This is a genomic window from Mesorhizobium sp. WSM3864 (genome assembly GCF_002294955.1).
Classification (GTDB): domain Bacteria; phylum Pseudomonadota; class Alphaproteobacteria; order Rhizobiales; family Rhizobiaceae; genus Mesorhizobium.
In genome coordinates, this window is record NZ_NSGD01000021.1 from 1 (window position 1) to 18,825 (window position 18,825).

The 18,825-nt window shown below is 60.3% G+C and carries 18 protein-coding genes and 1 pseudogene; 3 read left to right on the top strand and 16 right to left on the bottom strand.

The annotated features are described in order from the left end of the window. Positions 1-839: 839 nt before the first annotated feature. From CK215_RS26400 to CK215_RS26420, 5 genes are all read right to left on the bottom strand, one after another. Positions 840-1,145: a hypothetical protein gene (locus CK215_RS26400; protein ID WP_141245539.1), complete on the bottom strand. Its 306-nt coding sequence runs from the start codon at positions 1,143-1,145 to the stop codon at positions 840-842. A gap of 234 nt (positions 1,146-1,379) precedes the next feature. Then, a complete protein-coding gene (locus CK215_RS26405) occupies positions 1,380-4,970 on the bottom strand; it encodes a CheR family methyltransferase (protein ID WP_095832638.1) in 3,591 nt (1,196 codons plus the stop codon). Then, positions 4,924-5,979, bottom strand: coding sequence for a chemotaxis protein CheB (locus CK215_RS26410; RefSeq protein WP_245418824.1), 1,056 nt, complete (start codon positions 5,977-5,979; stop codon positions 4,924-4,926). The genes CK215_RS26405 and CK215_RS26410 overlap by 47 nt, the downstream gene beginning before the upstream one ends. 812 nt (positions 5,980-6,791) lie before the next feature. Then, on the bottom strand, positions 6,792-6,968 hold the full coding sequence (locus CK215_RS31465) for a hypothetical protein (RefSeq protein ID WP_170950404.1): 177 nt from the start codon (positions 6,966-6,968) through the stop codon (positions 6,792-6,794). Positions 6,969-7,055: 87 nt separating this feature from the next. Beyond that, on the bottom strand, positions 7,056-7,376 hold the full coding sequence (locus CK215_RS26420) for a hypothetical protein (RefSeq protein ID WP_095832640.1): 321 nt from the start codon (positions 7,374-7,376) through the stop codon (positions 7,056-7,058). A 552-nt stretch (positions 7,377-7,928) separates the two neighbouring features. On the opposite strand from CK215_RS26420, the gene CK215_RS31470 reads away from it, so the two are divergent. After that, positions 7,929-8,138, top strand: a complete 210-nt coding sequence (locus tag CK215_RS31470; RefSeq protein ID WP_170950405.1) for a hypothetical protein — start codon at positions 7,929-7,931, stop codon at positions 8,136-8,138. Between the two features lie 368 nt (positions 8,139-8,506). On the opposite strand, the gene CK215_RS31475 is transcribed toward CK215_RS31470, so the two are convergent. From CK215_RS31475 to CK215_RS26430, 3 genes are all read right to left on the bottom strand, one after another. Continuing rightward, positions 8,507-8,683: a hypothetical protein gene (locus CK215_RS31475; RefSeq protein ID WP_170950406.1), complete on the bottom strand. Its 177-nt coding sequence runs from the start codon at positions 8,681-8,683 to the stop codon at positions 8,507-8,509. Between the two features lie 86 nt (positions 8,684-8,769). Beyond that, the gene (locus tag CK215_RS26425; RefSeq protein WP_095832641.1) at positions 8,770-8,991 is read right to left on the bottom strand and encodes a DUF768 domain-containing protein; all 222 of its coding nucleotides are present in this window, start codon (positions 8,989-8,991) and stop codon (positions 8,770-8,772) included. Then, on the bottom strand, positions 8,988-9,170 hold the full coding sequence (locus CK215_RS26430; protein WP_095832642.1) for a hypothetical protein: 183 nt from the start codon (positions 9,168-9,170) through the stop codon (positions 8,988-8,990). The genes CK215_RS26425 and CK215_RS26430 overlap by 4 nt, the downstream gene beginning before the upstream one ends. 858 nt (positions 9,171-10,028) lie before the next feature. On the opposite strand from CK215_RS26430, the gene CK215_RS26435 reads away from it, so the two are divergent. Then, entirely contained in the window at positions 10,029-10,247 is a 219-nt protein-coding gene (locus tag CK215_RS26435; RefSeq protein WP_095832643.1) for a histone H1, read from the top strand. Here CK215_RS26435 and CK215_RS26440 read toward each other — a convergent pair. Beyond that, the gene (locus CK215_RS26440; protein WP_095832644.1) at positions 10,244-10,720 is read right to left on the bottom strand and encodes a hypothetical protein; all 477 of its coding nucleotides are present in this window, start codon (positions 10,718-10,720) and stop codon (positions 10,244-10,246) included. The two genes, CK215_RS26435 and CK215_RS26440, sit on opposite strands and share 4 nt — an antisense overlap. Positions 10,721-10,733: 13 nt before the next feature. After that, positions 10,734-11,870, bottom strand: a complete 1,137-nt coding sequence (locus CK215_RS26445; protein ID WP_095832645.1) for a HigA family addiction module antitoxin — start codon at positions 11,868-11,870, stop codon at positions 10,734-10,736. 111 nt (positions 11,871-11,981) lie between these two features. On the opposite strand from CK215_RS26445, the gene CK215_RS26450 reads away from it, so the two are divergent. Then, positions 11,982-12,860 carry a DDE-type integrase/transposase/recombinase gene (locus CK215_RS26450; RefSeq protein WP_095832646.1) on the top strand — a complete coding sequence of 293 codons (879 nt, stop codon included), beginning with the start codon at positions 11,982-11,984 and terminating at the stop codon, positions 12,858-12,860. Between the two features lie 886 nt (positions 12,861-13,746). On the opposite strand, the pseudogene CK215_RS26455 reads toward CK215_RS26450, so the two are convergent. The 6 genes and pseudogenes from CK215_RS26455 to CK215_RS26475 form a co-directional block, all read right to left on the bottom strand. Beyond that, positions 13,747-14,022 (bottom strand): annotated as a pseudogene (locus CK215_RS26455) (ABC transporter permease); the annotation flags it as partial. Positions 14,023-14,038: 16 nt separating this feature from the next. After that, entirely contained in the window at positions 14,039-14,680 is a 642-nt protein-coding gene (locus CK215_RS26460) for a DUF1007 family protein (protein WP_095832694.1), read from the bottom strand. A gap of 242 nt (positions 14,681-14,922) precedes the next feature. Next, positions 14,923-15,081 (bottom strand): hypothetical protein, encoded by a 159-nt coding sequence (locus CK215_RS31660; protein ID WP_210201695.1) that lies wholly within the window; start codon positions 15,079-15,081, stop codon positions 14,923-14,925. Then, entirely contained in the window at positions 15,063-16,385 is a 1,323-nt protein-coding gene (locus tag CK215_RS26465) for an MFS transporter (RefSeq protein ID WP_095832648.1), read from the bottom strand. Before CK215_RS26465 ends, CK215_RS31660 begins: the two co-directional genes overlap by 19 nt. A gap of 72 nt (positions 16,386-16,457) precedes the next feature. After that, positions 16,458-18,377 carry a DUF4396 domain-containing protein gene (locus CK215_RS26470; protein ID WP_095832649.1) on the bottom strand — a complete coding sequence of 640 codons (1,920 nt, stop codon included), beginning with the start codon at positions 18,375-18,377 and terminating at the stop codon, positions 16,458-16,460. Positions 18,378-18,484: 107 nt separating this feature from the next. Next, entirely contained in the window at positions 18,485-18,688 is a 204-nt protein-coding gene (locus CK215_RS26475) for a heavy-metal-associated domain-containing protein (RefSeq protein ID WP_095832650.1), read from the bottom strand. Positions 18,689-18,825 lie beyond the last annotated feature (137 nt).

Consider the following 18,825-nt stretch of genomic DNA (forward strand, 5'->3'; position numbering starts at 1 on the left):
CCCCCCCAGCCCCCGCCCCGCTCGGCGGTCGTCATCTTTCTTAGCAATGCAACAAATGTGAGCGACCGACGTCAGCGGTGCCGATATAGGTCCTGTTGTCGCCCCAGCGTCGACCGGACACGGCCGCTTAGAAGGAACTCAACTCCACGAGGAGATCATGACTAAGCGCTCTGCGAACTTCATTTCCGCTTTTGACTTTGACGTCATCCGAGAAGTCTTCCGGCGTTCGGTCGTAGAAGATTGTCTTCCGCGCCAAGACTGGGAAAGACGTGCAAATGGGCTTGTTCGCAGCTTCATAGGCGCTCAACCTCCGGCCGAGGTCATCGCCGCATTGCTCGATTCCATGGATCAACAAAATGCCGGCCGACCGGAGCCGGCGGGCTACTCAAGGTGGCTCAATTCCCCGCAGCCCTGAGCGACAAACTGCCCAGCTCCGTCTTGTTAGCGAGCTCGCCAGCCGACCTGCCCTCGCCGACGGCGTAGGCGTCTGAGGTCATTTGTGAGGTTTTTCGGGCTGGGGGCGGGCGAATAGGTCAGCGTGACACACTTGGTGCCGCACTTCGCGGCGTTTCATCTTCGGCCGGAGAGCGTCAGGGCCGAGGCGATCGGGGGGCGCCGGATATCAAGCTTCTGATGGCGATAGCAGTCGAGACAGCCGGGCGGTGACGGACATTCGCTCTTCGATCAGCTCTTGCGGCGTCCAGCGGTTGCCCATGCCCAACTGATGTAGGCTGCGACCATCCAGACCTCCAGGGTTAGGTCCTGCTCCGCTTGGAGAGGGAGCGCCATGGGCCTAACGCAAGGTCATGCTGGTACGGCGTACATACATGCCTCAACCCCTAGTGCTGATCCCCCTCAGCGCTGGGGCTTTTCGATTCAGCCTGACCTGATATCAGTTCCCAGTGGGCGACGTGCTCCGCTTGCGTTTTCATGAACTTGCGCAGGAATTCTTCGGCCTCCTCTGTCGGATGCCCATCCCGTGCAAGCTTTTCTATGAGAGCGCGCTGGCGGGCGATTATTGCCTCGCCTTCGACGAGTGCCGCAGCGAAGTCTCGCCGTTGGCTCTCGGGGAGTTTCTTGTCCTTGTGAAACGCTGATTTTAGGATTTCGGCATTCATTGCCGACAAGGATTTTGAATTCGCCATGTTGCCCTCATTGCGGGGGCGAAGACCATTCCCCGCGAACGAGCGGAGTATATGTCTACACGATTAATTTCGCGAGTCCTTATGAAGAGGAAGCGTCGTACCGGCCTGTCCTGATTATATTATCGCACAACCAGATGCTGCCGGGTCGACTTGGCTTTTGAGCCCTGCGGAGTTTGGGCCATGTCCGCGCAGTCCGCTATAAGCGCGCCAAGTCGGCTAGTGGAGCGCTCTTGTTCATGCGTGGCCGGGCAAGGGCTCGAAGGCTTCTGTTCGGGCAAGGGGGATTTCAAGCAGGCACTCCAGGCCGGTGGGCCGGAAGTTCAATTCGACACTCCCGCTCAACTCGTACTCTAAACTCTGCTGAATGAAGGCGACTCCAAAATTCCTGCGGGATGGTTCTTCCACGGCCGGACCGCCGACTTCTTTCCAGCTGATCGACAGCATGCCCGGCTTCACAACGTCCCAGGAGACTTCGACGCGGCCGGTGTCGACGGAAAGCGCGCCATATTTGGCGGCGTTGCTGGCAAGCTCGAAGAACACCATGCCGAGCGCCGCCGCCGTTGCCGCATCGAGATGAAACGGCGCCCCATGGAGGACGAGGTTCTGGCGTTCTGTGCTGTTGTAGGGCGAAAATGTCGCCCTGAGCAGTTGCTCGAGGTCGGCGTCGCCCCAATTGTGGGACGACAGGACCTCATGCGTGCGCGCCATCGCGTGCAGTCGCTCATGGAACGAGGTCGCGAATTCGCCCATCGTGCTTGACGAGCGGATCATGCGGGCCGCCAGCGCGGTGATCGTGGCGAGGATGTTCTTCACGCGATGCTGCAACTCATGCAGCAGCCTCTCCTGAGCGCGCTCGGCTTCCTTGTGGTTCGAGACGTCGACCAGGGCTGCGATCGCGCCGCGCACCATGCCGGTTTCGTCGAACAGCGGATTGGCCGACATCATCACGTCGATGCTCGAGCCGTCCGTCCGCGCGATCCGCGCTTCATAGCCGGGCACGGCCTTGCCCGTTCGCATTGCCTTCTGCAAGGGCTGGTCGTTCGCTTCCACCGCGGCGCCGTTGATCATCAGTGGGAGCCCGGCCGGCACAGTGGTCAGCTTGCCATCCGTGGCGCGCCGGCCGGCGAGTTCGGCCGCGCGGCGATTGGCGCGGATGGTATCGCCGTCGCCGTCTTCGGCGATGAAGATGCCGACAGGCACAAGGTCGAGAACAGTCTCCAGACTTTCGAGGCGGTTGCGCAGGTCGTGCGACAGCGCACCGATTTTTTCTTCCGCCAGCGAAACCCGGGTGACGTCAACGAAGGTGACGACCACGCCGGCAATGACATTGTCGACCGTCCGGTAAGGCATGACGCGCATGATATAACGCTTGCCGCTTTCGGTGCCTTGGACCGGCCTTTCTACTGTTCCCAGCCGCTGCAGCACCTGCTCCATGTCGGGCTGCAGCCCGTCGGCGGCAAAGCGCGGCCGCACATGAGCGAGCGGCCGGCCGACATCGCTTTCGACCAGCCTGAACAGATCGCGCGCCGCCGGAGTGAAGCTCTTGATGCAGAGGTCGCGGTCCACAAACACTGTCGCGATCTGTGTGCTTTCGAGAAGGTTGGACATGTCGTTGTTGGCGCGAGTGAGCTCGTCGACGCGGATGTTGAGCTCGGCATTGATGGTCTGCAGTTCCTCGTTGATCGATTGGAGTTCTTCCTTCGAGGTCTCCAGTTCCTCGTTGGACGACTGCAGCTCCTCGTTCATGGAAGACAGCTCCTCGTTGGAGGATTTCAACTCCTCGTTGGAGGATTCAAGCTCTTCCGTCGTGATCTGCAGCCGTTCCTTGGTCTCCCGCAGCTCCTTTTCGAGCTGACTGACGTTGGCGCTTTCGACATCGTCGCTCGTGTGGACGGGCTCGTCCTCTGCCTCCGCCTTGATCCCGCCGATATCGCGGAAGACCAGCATGTAGAGCGGATCCGAATTGCCCTCGACCGGCAACGGCTGCACGGCGAGGCTGATCGTCTGGCGCCCGCCATTGGTGCCGACGGCAATCTTGTTCTGCACCGCCACCTGTCCGGTGCTGACGGCCTTGTGTAGCGCAGCGCGCAAATCCATGCGCAGCCCGCGACGGGCCATGGAGAACACGTTGTGATCGGGAGCGCCTGCGGCAAGTTCCAGATATTTGCCTGTCCCGCCCGAGCTGTGCATCAGTTCGCCGGCGGCGCTGACGACCACATAGGCCGGCGCATAGCGCTCGACCAGCAAGCGCTCGGCAATCTCCTGCAGGGTTCCTGTCGTTGCGCGCGGGCGTGTGCTCGGAACAGCCTGCCTGGCCGCGGCGGCAAGCGGGAATTCGGGCAGGCGCTGGCCGACCCCGCTGCGCTTCTGGAAAATGCGGGTCGGCTTGTCGATGGTCGAGAACAGGCGCGCATGGCGCGTAACGTTCTCGGACGAGCCGAGGAAGAGATAGCCGTTGCTGCGCAGCGCATAGTGGAAGATCGGGATGATTTTTTCCTGCAGCTCCGGCCCCATATAGATCAAGAGGTTGCGGCAGGCGATGAGGTCGAGCTTGGAAAACGGCGGGTCGCGCAACAGATTGTGCGCCGAGAACAGACAGGCTTCCCGCAACTCAGCGGAAACGCGATATGTGCCGTCCTCGCGCGAGAAGAATTCCTGCAGGCGCTTCGGCGTGATGTCGCTTGCGACGGTCGTCGGATAGCGGCCGGCGCGCGCCACTTCCAGCGCGCGCTCGTCGATGTCGGTGGCAAAGATCTGCAGCTTGGGCGAGGCGGCGCCGCGCGGCGCGTTCTCCCTCAAGAGCATCGCGATCGAATACGCTTCCTCGCCCGTGGCGCAGCCAGGCACCCACACCCTGATCGTCTCGTCCGGCTTGCGGCCCTCGAAAAGCTTCGGAATAACCAAGCTCTCTAGGGTATCGAAGGCCTGCGGGTCCCGGAAGAAGCTGGTCACGCCGATGAGCAGGTCCTGGAACAGGAGATCGACCTGCTGCGGCTCGTCGCGCAGCCGCTCGTAGAACTCATTCGGATCGTCGATCTGCAGCACCTGCATGCGGCGTTGGATGCGCCGCAGGATGGTGTTGTCCTTGTAGCCGCTGAAATCATGGCCCGTGCGCGTACGCAACAGCCCCGTGATCCGCGAAAGCTGTTCGCCCACCTCGCGCTTGCGGCGGTCGCGTTCGCTTTCATCGCGGTTGGCGTGGCTGAAATAGCCGACGAGCTTCGCAGCCATCTCCTCGGCCGGCAGCACCATGTCAACCAGGCCGCTCTGCACGGCGCTGCGCATCATGCCATCATATTCGGCGCTCTGCTGCGCCAGCGTTAGGCCGCCATGTTCCTTTATTGCCCTGAGCCCGATCGTGCCGTCGCTGCCGGTTCCGGAGAGGATCAGCCCGGCCGCATCCTCCCCTTGATCCTGTGCCAGGGACGTGAAGAAATCGTCGATCGGCGTCCGCTTCGCGCGCGTGGCGGCCATCTTGGCCATGTTGAAACGCTGTCCCCGGATGGTCACCGAGACGCCCGGCGGGATGACGTAGATGTTGTTCGGCTCGACTTCCGCGCCTTCGACCGCGGTCTGCGTTTCGATCGCGGTGGAGCGCTGGATGATGCTCGCGAGCACACTCTCATGCTCGGCATCGAGGTGTTGGATCACGACATAGGCAAAGCCGCTGTCGGCCGGCACTTCCGGAAAGAACTTCTGCAACGCCGCGATGCCGCCGGCCGATGCGCCGATGCCGATGACAGGGAACAGCGCGGGCTCTCTCTCATCCTGGCGCGGGCTAGTCCGTGCCTTTCTTGTGCTTGCCTTCCTCGCCGCCTGCGCCATTGCCTGTTACCTGTGTCCGCCTGCTTTCCAGGATGCGCTCGATGACGGAGGCATCCGCTTCGTATTCCCTCGCCCGCTTGCCGAACTCGCTGGCGAGTTGGGAGCGATGTCGCGTCTTCTCCCGCTCCGCCATGCGCCGGGCAAACTCCGCCCGCTGCTGATGCGACCGCAGCAGGCTCCACAGGATCTCGTCCGCCTCGATCGCCTGCGCCTCCATGATCGCATCGGCGGTGAAAGCGTGCCCGGTATGGCACCGATAGCGCAGCATGTCACCGTCTTCGATCTCCCACAGCGGCCCGTGGCATTCCGGGCATGTAAACATCGACAATTGGCCAAGTCGATCTGCTTTTTGCATGGTCGAATGCTCCTGTGCCGCGATTGCGGCCTCCAGCCTGACCCTTGGCGGGGCCAGCAAGGTTTCGCCCGCCGGCTCGGCCGCCAGCCTCCCCAGCAAGCCGCCAAGCTTGGCGGCGGGTTCGCAAAGATCGATGTCGACATAACGCAGCGCGCTTTCCACCATGGAAGGCACCAGCGCATCCTTGGGATGCTGGATCACCGCAAGGCCGCCGACCGCCTTGATCGCCCTCAGGCCGGCGGTGCCGTCGGAAAGCGAGCCCGACAGCAGCACCCCGATCACGCTGGCGCCATAGCTTAACGCTGCCGAACGGAACAGAGGGTCTACCGCTGGCCGGGCGAGGTTCTCGCGCGGGCCGCGGCGCAGCATCATGTGATCGTCATGCAGAAGAAGATGGAAGCCGGGCGGCGCCACATAGATGTTGCCGGCCTTGAAGGACTCACCGTTCTTGGCGACGGAGACCTTCAGCGCTCCCGCCCGGTCGAGAATTCCCGGCAGATAGCTGACCTGGCCGACATGAAGCACGATAAAGACGGCCGCCGGCAGATCCGCAGGCAAGTCGCTCACGATCTTCTTCAGCGGCTCGACGGCACCCGCCGAGGCGCCGATGACGATGATAAAGCGGTTGCGCGCCTTGGCTCGCCGCGAGTTCATTGCGTTCTCGCGGCCGGGTGACATTTCTTTGCGGAAGTTGTCATGTCGACCTGGGTTGCGCCCCACCTCCCCATAAGTCGGTCAGGCAGACTCGGTTCCATGGGGAGACGCGGTGCGGGGGAATACCGGCCTATTTTCTTTATTAACTCACTCCGGCCTTGATGCAGACGGCGCGCGGGTCTAGCCGGTGTCGATCAAGGCGTTGCCGACGAAATGTCCCAGTGTAGAGCAAGGATCCGGATTCTGTCGCTGAGCTCGGGGTAGCTCTCGATCCGGCTCAATAGGACGGCGGCTTGCTGCCGGCCGCCTCTCTCGCCAAAGACCGGGTATCGCGATGAACGGAGAGCCGTTGAGCGTAAAGCGATGTTTCGTCTTCGGGTACTTCGTTCCGGTGAACTCGAAGAAGGCCGATGCCAGCACAAGACAGTGCCTGCTGTTTGCGAACTGTCGCCCTCCGACCGAAAATTAAACACCGGCCCGCCCTTTGGACCGGAGGCGGGAAGCCGAATGTCATCGAGGCTAGCTCTTGCATCGCCGGCAGCGCGCATTACCGGAGCCGGGTCGTTGATGCGGATGTCATCAGCTTGTGGGAGGTCGAGTTCGCTCTGATGGCTCGGGACCTGCAAAGCGAGCGACTCCATCATGCGTTCAGCCCAAGCGATGTGCTGCTCGTAATCGTTGCAATACCCAAACGCCGGAACGCTCGCTCTCAGCCGAACTTTCCGTTGTGGCCAGGCAATCGAGGCAGGCCCGCCGTGGCAGACAATGCGCGCGGGTGCTCGGAGTGTCCAGCCGCTACGGATGCCCGTTGGTTAGACCGGTTGGGCCTCGCGGGGCGCGATCTGACTATCGCGGATGGCTTGGATTTCCAGTCGGACTCGTTGCGCTCGTTCCCGCTCAGTCTTGACGGCGGACAGTATCAGCTGGCGCTCGGCGCGAAGCCTGAGCGTTTCGTTGTAGACAGCCAGGAAATAGCCGGTGTCGTCCATTGTTCGAACCCACTTGGCGACCAACGGATCGAATGGCCTTTGTTCCACCCGGTTATCCGCCAACGCGGGATGCAGGCCGCCCGATGATCAGTTGTCCGTCATCTTATCAAGACCAAGCCGCATCAGCTGGGCTTCGGCAAAGTTAAAGGCCGGCACCCGCTCCCGGAATGAGCGAGTGATCGTGCCTACACCGCATTCCGCTACCACGACGCGCCATCCATCCCTGGTGTCAGAGATCGAGACCGCGTTCCGGGTGATAAGGGGGCTTAACCGGTGCGGGTCAACCAGCGGCCTGGTTTCACGCAATTTCTGACGGGACCGGTCGATAGCTTCCCTTGTCTGGGCGACCAGCCGAAAGTCATTATTATAGAGTGTGCGCGGGAAAGGATTGACAGGGTCATCGGACATAGCCGCCTCCAGTCGCAGACGGGAGCTGTCTCTCAGCCGCCGATATCCATTTGGCTGTTACCGGCGGTGCGCATTAACTTACCGGAACCGGGTTCAGTTCCCGATCAAATGGGCTTGTGAAGACATGATTGCTGGAAAGGCAAGAGTCCGCTCGTGGGAGGGTCGAGCGGGCTCCCGTTGCTTTTTTGTTAGATGGCTCGGATAGAACTGGGACACCAACCGCGCCGTCGAATCCCCTACCGCTTACCCGTCGCGATGTTCCCCGTTCAGACAGAGAAGTCGGAGAGACTGCGTTGGCCCAACTTAGGACAAGGCGGACCCGGCCTGTCGCGGGGTGGGGGGACGTAGAGATCAGGCCGGGCCTCTTACCCCGTTACGAGCCGGGGCAGAGATGCATTATGCGGCGTCTTTGCAGCGAACCGACATTAATATTTTGTAAGGCTTAGCTAATAAAGAGGCCGCCCCGCAGTTAGATGAGTGCGTTCCACCACAGCCAACTGTGCGCCCAAGGTCCCTCTTCGGCAGCCGGGCACGCCATGTCTAGGCTGCATCGTGCCGCTCCGCCTTTGCCAGCAGCCGCGTCAGGTGCTGTTCGTGAAGCTCCTGCATGCTTTCGAGAAGTTCGAGGAATTCAAGCGCCTTGGTGATCGGCGATTCGAGCCGTTCCAATTGGGCTATGTGCTCCCGCTGCTGGGCGATGTGTCGTCTACCCAGGCTAACATGCCCGCGCACCATGCGGATGTCATCGGCAAGAGCCATTGACGGTGACGGTATCACGCACGCGGCGTTCCTGCACTGATTCCGACAAGCAAGACCGCTCGCCTGAAGGGGGGGGAACGGGCTCCGGGGGAAAATGCCCCCCGCGGCGCGGTGAACCTTGGCCGGGGACACACGCCGCGCCACCCAACGGGATGGTTGATGGAATTGTTCCCTTCCGTGCGGTGGGACCGAACTCTGAGGAGCTGACGCTTTGGTCCCTCCCCTGAAACCTTCGCCTCGGCTGCATCGTTGATAGAGCCGGCGGCGTACACCCCTCTCATGCCGCCGACGAAGAGAGTGAATAGATCCCCGTTGCCTGGGTGACGGACATCTGTTAACGGGCCTTCGCAGCGCTGCTCTGTTGGGTCGCGCTACAGCTTTTTCAGCAACCGCGCCTCGCGAACGAGCGAAGCCGGGGCATTGCCGATCATGTCTGTGAGTTCGCGCGCTTGAGCTTCGGTGATCCCAGTTTCCCGGGTTAGGAACTGCACGATCAATTGCTTGTGCGCCCGCGCGCGGTCGCTAAGTTCTTGCCTGGTTTCGGCCATAGGAAAAGTCCCCAGTGGTCCGGAACGCGACCGTCGCAGCTAATGAGCGAAGCGGCGGGCATTTCCGGGCGGCTTTCGTGAACTAGCTACTCCGGTGCCCCGCCTTCGTGGTGGACGATGGCGTCGAGGATCGCCTGATAGATGCTACCGGTGTCCTCCTCGAGTTCAGTGCTGCTGATGCCAAGCGACTTCGCGTCGGCCAACAGTTCCTGGATCAACTCGGCGATGGACAGGACGTCCGCGCTCATCATGCCCGCCTGGTTGTTGGCGAGCCATTGATGCAGGAAGTTCGTGCCGCGCGTGCTCAATGGCGGCTCTTGAGGAATTTCGCTTCTCGCACCAGCGAACTCCAATCCGTGCCGATCAGCCGGATCAGCTCCCGCGCCTCCTCCTCCGATACGCTCGTCTCTTTTGCCAACCGCGCTGCCAAAAGGTGGATGTCTTTATCCCTGTGCGAGCCATCCGGCTTGCCGTCGCCGGCCTTCATTGCCCTGTCTCCGTCGCGAGTCTTTCCGGCAACAAGAGCCCGCCGCCTTGAGGGATGGCGAACAGGCTCCCGGGGGGGGCGCCCCAGCGCGGCGGTGAGCCTTGCCGGAGACACACGCCGCAAGACTCAACCAGGACATTGGTAGGAATGTTCCCCTCGGAGCAGGTGGCGCTTTGGTCCCTACGCTGAAACCTTCGCCCCGCTGGTTCATCCAAACGTCATGATTATGCCGTACATTAGCGATGCCGAATATCCCATCCGGCTCCTCAAAAGACCTTCAGCCCGGCTCGCAACCGGGCTTTCTTTTCTAGGTCTAGGCGATTTCCAGCTTGGATCCTGGAGCCGATGGCGCTCACGATGGCCTCTGCGGCTTGCCTGTCCAGCGCGATGTCGAGGCGACCCTCGGTCGGGGCGTCGGTAAAGGATATCGCGAGAGCGGCCTGTTACTCGATCATCTCAAACGCTGAGGGCGATCTTAGAAAGGTGTAGAACCCCCAAGCATTCGCGATCGCCGAGCGCACCGCGGAAGATACGTAGCGCCGCCCAGACGCGATCAAACAGATTCTGCCAGCCATCGGTCCAGAAATTTCAAAGCCCGCGCGCTCATGCTGAGGAAAACTCGGAGCCCCATTTATGTGCCTGTCTTAGCCGCTTCTGGGTTTGACGGGAAATTGAGAGCGCTGGTTTGCCAGTAGAATTTCCATTCACCCGTTCGGAGCTTCGAATAGATTTTGCAGACGCGTCCCTTCCAATGAAAATCCGGTAGTGGGTCAGTTTGAAATTCCGCCCCGATCACAATAGGCGGTTTCGCCTACGCTCCGTCTGGAAATAGGCGGAAGCGCATGCCATCTTCAAGCCATGACAGATAAGCACCCAAAGCGCCCGCGCGATCCTAACCAGTTGGCGAAGTCAATTGTCAATCTCGCTACAGGCGAGGCGGAAGATAAGAAGCCGCTCGCGAGCGCCCGCAAGGGCGGCCTTAAGGGCGGCAAGGCTCGCGCGAAAACACTGACACCAGAGCAAAGGTCAGAAATTGCGACCGTTGCCGCACAAGCTCGCTGGAAAAAGGGCGACTAGGCCGCCCCATCCTCTTCGTCCGAAGCCTTCCGCCATTCAACGTCCAGACTGAAATCAAGCTCTGCTTCAATCGGCTCTTCGTTGGGGTTGGACGCGGCCCAATGATCGAGATCAAAGCTAAGCTGCACCAATTCGCCAACTACATGTTCGCGGCGACGATTGGTGGAGCGAACCATCTGAGCCCGCGAAGCGTCTTCAATATCAATCCAGAAGAATAAGGTCTCTCCGCCCTGCGGTACGGGCAGCGAGTGATACGCGCGATATGGGCGTCCTGTCGTCCTATCAACGCGCATTTCTTCGCGAGCCGCTTGGCTAATCTGCTGCACAAGCAATTTCTTAGGGTCCGCAGGGGTCGGAAGAGTTACCCCATTTGCCAGTGCAAAATCCGCAATTTTAGCAGGGTCCATTTCCGTCTCCCCGGTCTTTACCCGGTAGAGAGCAATCAATTTTTGAAGTGTCTTTGGGCCGGCCATTGTCGATTTGTTCCTATGGTTCGATTGGATGGATATCGCCCCAACCATCCGTTTCGGCTGTTGGGATAATGTACTCACGAACACTCACCAGATGTTGGCGGAACTTGTGGTATTGCTCCGTTCTTCGTTGAAGCTGACCAGCGACAATGCCGGGGTGGACTTTCATTGTTCGAGCAAAGCCAATGAGGTCACGCTCAGAAAAGTAAGGCGCCTTTCGCTTAATGAAGGCGTCCATCATTTTTGACGGGATACAAAACTCGGCGGCGGCAGCATTTGCGATCACCTCTTGCTGAGCTACTGTTGTTTCCAGCTCCACATGGACATCGCCGCCAAGGTCAACGTCCAGCATTGCTCCACCGTTCATGCCGTCACGATTCTTGACGTGCTCTAACTCATGCCGCAGGACGAAAATGAAGTTGTCGATGCGGTCAAATCTAAGTGTCATTCCGACAACCGGAGATCGCTCGTTGAGCCAAAGGCATACACCGTCAATTTTGCCACCGGGCAGCCCTTCAACCACTACAAACCTAATACCGGCTTCCGCGAGGATGCGCGGAACACGCCGCATATGCTCAGGATGGCCCAAAAGGGGCTTTATGTTCGCGATGGCGGTTTCGACGGCTTTTGGCGAGTAGGTCCCCACCAGCATTCCTTCTGCAATGGATTTCACCCTGTAGAGCCAAGCCATTTGTGCTGGCGTTGCCTCAATACTGGTTTGAGTTTTCCGCGCGGCGTGCGGCATAATCTCGGCGTCCTCCAAGCGATTGACCCCAAAAAATCGGCGTAGTTCACGCTCAACATTTTCGGTATCGCGGATGCCTTCTGCTTGGATCCAGCCGCGCTCAATCATTTTTGCTACGGGAAGGTCTCCGTATATTTTGGCGCGGTTTGCTCGCCCCGGATCGGGGCGTGCTTCAATCCTGGCTTTGGCTAGATCGTATTGGTGCTGAAGCTCTAGGAATCGCTCGGCATCGACTGCAAAAACCTCTTCCAACGCGAGAGCCATCTCCGCGCTGACGCGGCTTTGCCCGGAAATCAATTTGTTGATGCTCGTTTCGCCCTTAACCAAAATGACGGCAAGCGAACGCTGCGACCAACCCCTTTCGTTCAAGAGCGCTTCAATCAATTGGCCCGGTGTCCTGTATTCCATGCTTTGCCCCTGTGCCCCCGCACTCTGATTCCGTCTTATAGGCCAACCCGCGCAAAATCGCAAACTGACCTTTATGCTTGACTATGCGTCGGAAAAGCGTAGTGTCGGTTCATGAACAAGCTCGACACCGCGACCCGTTCCAAAATCCTGCACCTGCTCTGCGAAGGCCAGTCGATCCGCGCCATCACCCGCGTTATGGGCATGAGCAAGAACACTGTCGCCAAGCTGCTTTCGGACGCTGGCGCGGTGTGTGCTGCCTATCAGGACGAAGCCCTTCGCAACCTGACCAGCAAGCGCGTTCAGGTCGATGAAATATGGAGCTTCACCTACGCTAAGGAAAAGAACGTCCGGGCCGCCAAGGCTGCACCGGAATGGGCAGCCGATACCTGGACTTGGACGGCTATCGATGCCGATACCAAGCTTGTCATGTCGTGGCTGGTCGGCGGTCGCGATAGCGAATACGCCATGGCCTTCATTGACGATCTTTCCCGCCGTCTCAATAACCGCGTCCAGCTGACTAGCGACGGCCACAGGGCGTACCTTGAAGCGGTCGAAGGTGCTTTCGGTGGCGACGTTGATTACGCCATGCTCGTCAAGATTTACGGCACATCACCGGATAGCGCCAAGGGCCGCTACAGCCCCGCCGAATGCACTGGCGCACGCAAAGAAACCATCGAAGGCAATCCCGATCCCAGGCACGTCAGCACATCGTTTGCCGAGCGTCAGAACCTCACTATGCGGATGCATATGCGCCGCTTCACGCGCCTGACAAACGGCTTCTCAAAGAAGGTGGAAGCCCACGCCAACGCGGTCGCTCTCCACTTCATGTATTGCAACTTCGTCCGCATTCATAAGACTTTGCGCGTTACCCCAGCGATGGCTGCTGGCGTTGCTGACAAGCTTTGGGAAATCAGCGATATTGTCGCGCTGATTGAGGCTAAAGAGGCAGAGAAACCTCTGGCTCGCGGTCCGTACAAAAAACGGAGATAGCATTGCGGTATGAATGGGCCGACAATCCCCAACTGATCATCCCAATCGCGACCTGCTTCGTTGTTATGGCAGCAAGCTGGGTAGCCGTTGTCGTAGCAGTTATTCGAATAACGTGGGCAGTTGGTCTCTATAGTCCGCTCAAGGACTGGATTATCCGATGGTACAAGCATCCAGGAATCAATAAGGCAAGGATTGAGTTCTTCTCGCCTCGCTTACGTACAGCACGCCGTGTCGCGTTATACGGAGTTATTCTCTACCTCTGCGCATTTGGCGTCGCCGGGCTTATCGTGACAACCTTTGGCGATCCATCTCGATAGAAATTTCAAACTGACCCACTACCGAAAATCCGCACCGGTTGCTTTGTTGCGCCAAAGGGTGTCGATGTCGACCACCGGTCTCCCGTGGGGGCAACTTCGATCTTAGCCGTGGTCCGGCGATTGTGGATGAGGTCATGGGCGGCAAACAGCTCGTTGTAGCCTTTCCGCCAGGCCTCCTCGTCGAAGCGACCTAAGACGAACACCAGTCGATTTGCGCGTCTGCGTTCGGCGCAAATGGCCACGCCATGTCAGGATGGATCATGGCTAGGAACGGCTCGATGTCTTTCTCGTCCCAGCCTTTAGTTTCCGCGTCCACTAGGCCTTGAATTATCTCAACAATTTCAGCCGACATCACTCTTCCCAAAAGTCCTGCAGTGTCGCATGGCGTAGCGTATGCTCGCCGCGAAAGAACTTCACATGGCCGGTGATGCCTGGCTTCACCCATTCCACATCTTCAGCGAAGGCGCTCGGCACTCTCTGCGATGGCTTCGAGGCCCTGGCCTCCTCGACACGCTTCCACAGCCGTCCCCTGAGGCCGCTGGGCAGCGTTATGAACGCCGTGCCGGCATAAACGCGGCGATGATCACGGCGATGGTGACATGAGTGAGGGACAACGTGATGGAAACGAGCAGGCCACGCGCGACCTTGGCATTCGAGCCGGCAAGATAGGTGGCCAAGACCGCCTTGCTGTGGCCGGGCGTGAGCGCGTGGGCGGCGCCGAAGACGACGCCCATCGGAAGGAACGCCATGAAGCCCAGCCAGTCACCGCCGCTGGACAGCAATTTGATCTGGTCGGCGAGCGCCAGGTAGATCGTGCGCTGGAATTCGACGAGGTACTGGAACATCGAGCTGCGGAGTCCGTCACACGCAGGTCAATTCGAGGCGTGTCGCAAAGATCTTGCCGAGATTAGTGCCGGCCGGATCGCTGAAGAAAGCATCCGTCAGTCTCTTTTGGTTTTGGGCGATCGCCATGTTGGGATCGGGGCGCACGACCGCGCGCGTACAGCCCGGCGGCAGTCCGGCTACAGCGATCTTCTCATCGTCCGTGAAATCGATCGCCGTATAGAAGGTGGGATCATAAACGCCGATGCTGACCTTGCCTGCGAGCGGCAGCGCTGCTTTGGGCTGGGTCTCGAACTGCAGGACGAGTTGGTGGTTCTGATAGCTCGTATTCAGTCTGGTGGGCGGCACCATCGCCACGTCCTTGCCGTCTACGGTGACCATCTGGAAGTAATTGTATTCGGCAAGCGATGCATGGATGGTAAGTGCGGCGGCGTCGAGTTCCTTGGCGTCGAGCACGAGATCGGCGTTCTTGTCGAACTCCATCAGAACCGTAGAGGAAAAGAGTTCATCGAAACGCCATAGGTGCTTCAGCGTTTTAACGGTCCGGCCCGCCTCGACCTCCACGTCCAACTTGGCCTCGGCAAAGACGTGCGGGTGAGCCCCGGCGACAGCGGTCGAAGCCAGCAGCGCAGCGCCCAATATCGTGCCCGTCAGCCGCATACGCGCTCGCCCTTCCCTTTCGGTATCGATCTGTGCCAGCCCAAACAGGCGAAAATGGGACCGGGTGCACAGCCCTCTGTCGTCGACGATGGAACTTACTACGATGATGTCCGATCTGCCCGAAACCGCCATCGACGTCAAATGAACCAGCTGCTTGCGGTTGCCCGCGACCAATGCAAGCGTTCTTCAAATTGGGCGCGGTCGACATTGGGCAGCTTTACCGTGGACCGTGGCGACGAGAATCAGGGCGGCCGGCGGCTGGGCGCCCGTAAGGTCAAGCCGGCCAGCAGCGCCTCCGATTGCAGCGGCAGGATGGTCGCCGCCGCGAAAGCGGTCAGGAACAATCCGCCGAACGCGGCAGTGTCGCCGATCATCGCACCCGTCAGCTCGCCTTCGGCCATCTCGGGTGCCGATCATCCACGACATAGCCGTGCGCGTGCTCGTAACCCGCCTCTGTCCAGAGGGCATCCTCGATATGTGGATGGCCGCGCGGCAGGTCGTCGTGGACGTGCGCGATAACGTCGGGATCGTGACGCGGCCACAATCCCGTTGCCACCAACAACGCGATGGTGCCGATAGCGCCAAGCAGAAAATAGGTGAACGGCAAGCCCAACGCCGCCCCTACGCGTCCGGCGATCGGATACGTGATCAACCAGCAGGCATGCGAGAGCGCGAACTGCGCGGCGAACAAGGCTGGCCTGTCGACGGCGCCCGCGGAACGGCGGATCAGGCGGCCCGACGGTGTTTGAGCGATGGAGTAGCCAAGCCCGAGCACGAACCACAGTGCCAGCAGCAGCGGATATCGACCAACAAGCGGCCCAAGGAACATACCGGCCACCAGAATAGCCGCGCCCGTTAGCATCGCCGTCCGATCCGGTATCTTCTCAAGCAGTCGCGGCAGGGCGAGCGCAGCGATCATGGACCCGCCGCCAAAGGCCGCGAGGGCCAGCGCCGCCTGGCGCTGCGACAGGCCAAACTGACCCTGCACCAGGACGACGGTATTGACGATCACCATGGCGCCGGAGGCCGCCACCGCAAGATTGAGGGCGAGCAAACCGCGCAGACGCGGCGTCGCGAGATAGTTGCGCAAGCCGCGCGTCGTGCGATCGTAGATGCGGCGTGGCTGCGATGGTTTCGGGCTCGGCAGCACCACCGAAACCACTAGCGCGGCGGAAGCCAGGAAGCCGATGACGGTGCCCGAGAAAAGGCTATGGAAGCTGATCACCGAAAGCAGCGCCGCAGCCAGCATCGGACTGGCAACGCTTTCGAGATCGTATGCGAGGCGTGAGAGGGAAAGCGCCTTGGTATAATCCTTCTCGGCCGGCAGAACGTCTGGGATTGTGGCCTGGAACGTCGGGGTGAAACCGGCTGAGGCCGACTGCAGGACGAAGATCAGGACATAGACCTGCCAGATCTCAGTGACGAAGGGCAGGAACACCGCAACGCCGGCGCGCACGAGATCGAGCGCCACCAGCATGGTCCGCCTTGGCAACCGCTCGGCGAAAGCGGCCGCTACCGGCGAGACGCCGACATAAGCGATCATCTTGATGGCAAGTGCGGTGCCAAGCACCGCGCCTGCATCCTCGCCGGCGAGATCGAATGCGAGAAGGCCGAGCGCAACTGTCGCGAGACCGGTGCCGACCAGCGCGGTGACCTGCGCCATGAATAGGTGCCGATAAGTACGGTCGGCAAGGACGCTCAGCATGATGTCTTTCTTCTACAGCCTCGAGAGGGCCAGCCGCTATTTTTAAACGGAATGGAACAGCAGCAAATAACTTCAGCTCACGTCGATGACTACCATCAGCCCGCCGCCGCCCTTCTCCTCGACATTGTTGTTCGTCGTGTGATGCGGGATATGGCAGTGGATCAGCCACTTGCCGGGTCGCTGGGCCTTCCGGACGACATCGTAGCGCTGTCCCGGCCCGACATTGATCGTGTCCGCAAGAAAGCGGGCGGAGGCGGGAATTGTCTCCCCGTCGCGGGCAACCACCTCGAAAGGTCCTCCATGGATATGCATGGGATGGATGAAGCCGTTGTTGGTGCCGATAAAGCGGACCTTCAGGGTCTCGCCGACCTTGACGCGGATCGTGTCGGTTGCTGGGTAGGCTTTGCCATTTATGGTGAAAAAATTCGGCATGCCGCCGTCCATCGGCATCGACGGATATGTCAGCCGCTCGCGCTTGAGCCATTCCTGGAGCTGGACGACGTAGTCATGGTCGGCCGCCACTTCGTCTGCTGGATTGGCAGGATCGATGATCAGAGCCCCATAGAGCCCGAGCGCTTGCGTGCGGTCTGGCTTGGCATGCGGATGATAGAAATAGGTGCCGTGTTGCGTGGCCGTAAACTCGTATGAAAACTTACCGCCTGGCTCGATCGGTTCTTGCGTTATCTCAGCCGGCCCGTCCATCTGGTTGGGCAGGATCATCCCATGCCAATGAATAGTCGTCTCTTCCGGCAAATCGTTTGTGACGTTGACCCTGATGCGATCCCCCTGACGGATATGGATGCGCGGGCCCGGGATCTGGCCGTTATAGGCATAGGCGTCGACCGTCACATCCGGCAGGATCTGCCAGCGGACCACCGAGGGTCTCAGCTCGAACACCTTCACGCCGTTGTCCATCCGGAACGGCAGGTCTTGGTCTCCCTTGGCCGAAAGGCCATAGGATGCGCTCACCAAGCGCGGATCGGCCGCCGCCATGTCGCGCATCGCGTCGGCCGGCGTGTCGCGGTCCATGATCATGCCGGGCGGCATGATCGCGCCGCCGACGTCGCGGGCCGACAGTCGCAGGTTCAGCCAGTTCGCCGGAGCTAGCATGCCGACGCCGAGGGCAATCAGCGACACCACGCCGAGCGCCGCGATCTGCGGCGTTGTCGCGTCCGACCGCATCTGGTGGCCTCCGCTGCCCTTGTGTGGGCCCATATTGTGCCCGTGCTCCTGATGGGCATGGCCACTGGCGTTGGCCTGCTGCATCTGCATCTGCGCGTGCTGTATCTCGGCAGCCGGCTCTCGGTTGTCCTTTCCGGTGTCTGCCGAGCGCTCGGTCATCAGCCCATGCTTCAGGCCGCGCGCGACCAGCCAGACATTGGCGGGATAGGCCAGCGCGAAGCCGGCAATGACGCCGACCGACATCACCCCCCAGAACAGCAGCTCGGTCGGCTCCATGGCGCGCATGTCGCGGCCCATCATCAGGAAGCTCATGACCGGCGCCATACCGGCCATCATGAAGTTCATGGAGATCAATTCGGGCAGGAAGCTTTTCTTGACGTTCTCCCAATAGCTGCCGCCCATCATCGATTTCATGAACAGCGACTGGAAGATGAACAGGCCGAAGGCAAAGCCGGCGAGGTATTCGACGATCAGGTCGAGCCACATCGGCAGGCCGAGCGTGGCGGTGACGACTGCGGCAAGGATGATGCCGGTGGCATCGCCCGCCACGCAATGGATGGTCGAGCCGACGCCCTGCTTCCAAAGGGGTTTTGTGAAGGCCTCATGCTCGCCCGGGCGCGGTTCCTTGTCGGCGAGCACATAGAGCAGCAGCCCGAGCGGGCCCATATAGAGCGTCACAAGGATGAACCCCCATTTCATCACCACCGGCTCGGGATTGTTGCGATACTGGTCGAAGCCGACATAGAGCGTCGATGCTCCCGCCAATGCGAACCAGGCAACGAGGAAATAGTCGATCGGTTGGATGAGCATGTGTCCGCCCTTGATTTCCGCCTCATGGCATCGGGCGGCACAGCTTAAATGGTGTAATGAACGCGGCCGGCACGTTTATGATCCGTGCCGGGCCCAGCCGGGTTCGCTTAAGCAGCTGCTTTTTCGTTGTCGTAGCCTGCAGTCTTGATGACATCGCGAATCGCCGTTTCGTCCGCTTCGGTCTCGACAGCCACTGTGGATGACCCGAGATCGACCGTCACGTGCGCGGCAGGATCGACGCTTCTTACCGCCTTTTCGATCGTACTGGCGCAGTGGCCGCAGCTCATGTCAGGAACTTTCAGTTTCAGCATTGCAGTTCTCCTTTTTCGCATCTGGCGAACAGGTATGGGCCTTCCCATGATGGTAAGGTCAAGGGGCGGTTCCTCGGTCGGAACTAGCCTAGACGATCCCAGGCAAAATTTTAGCTCTTGACCTTCCCATCACTGGA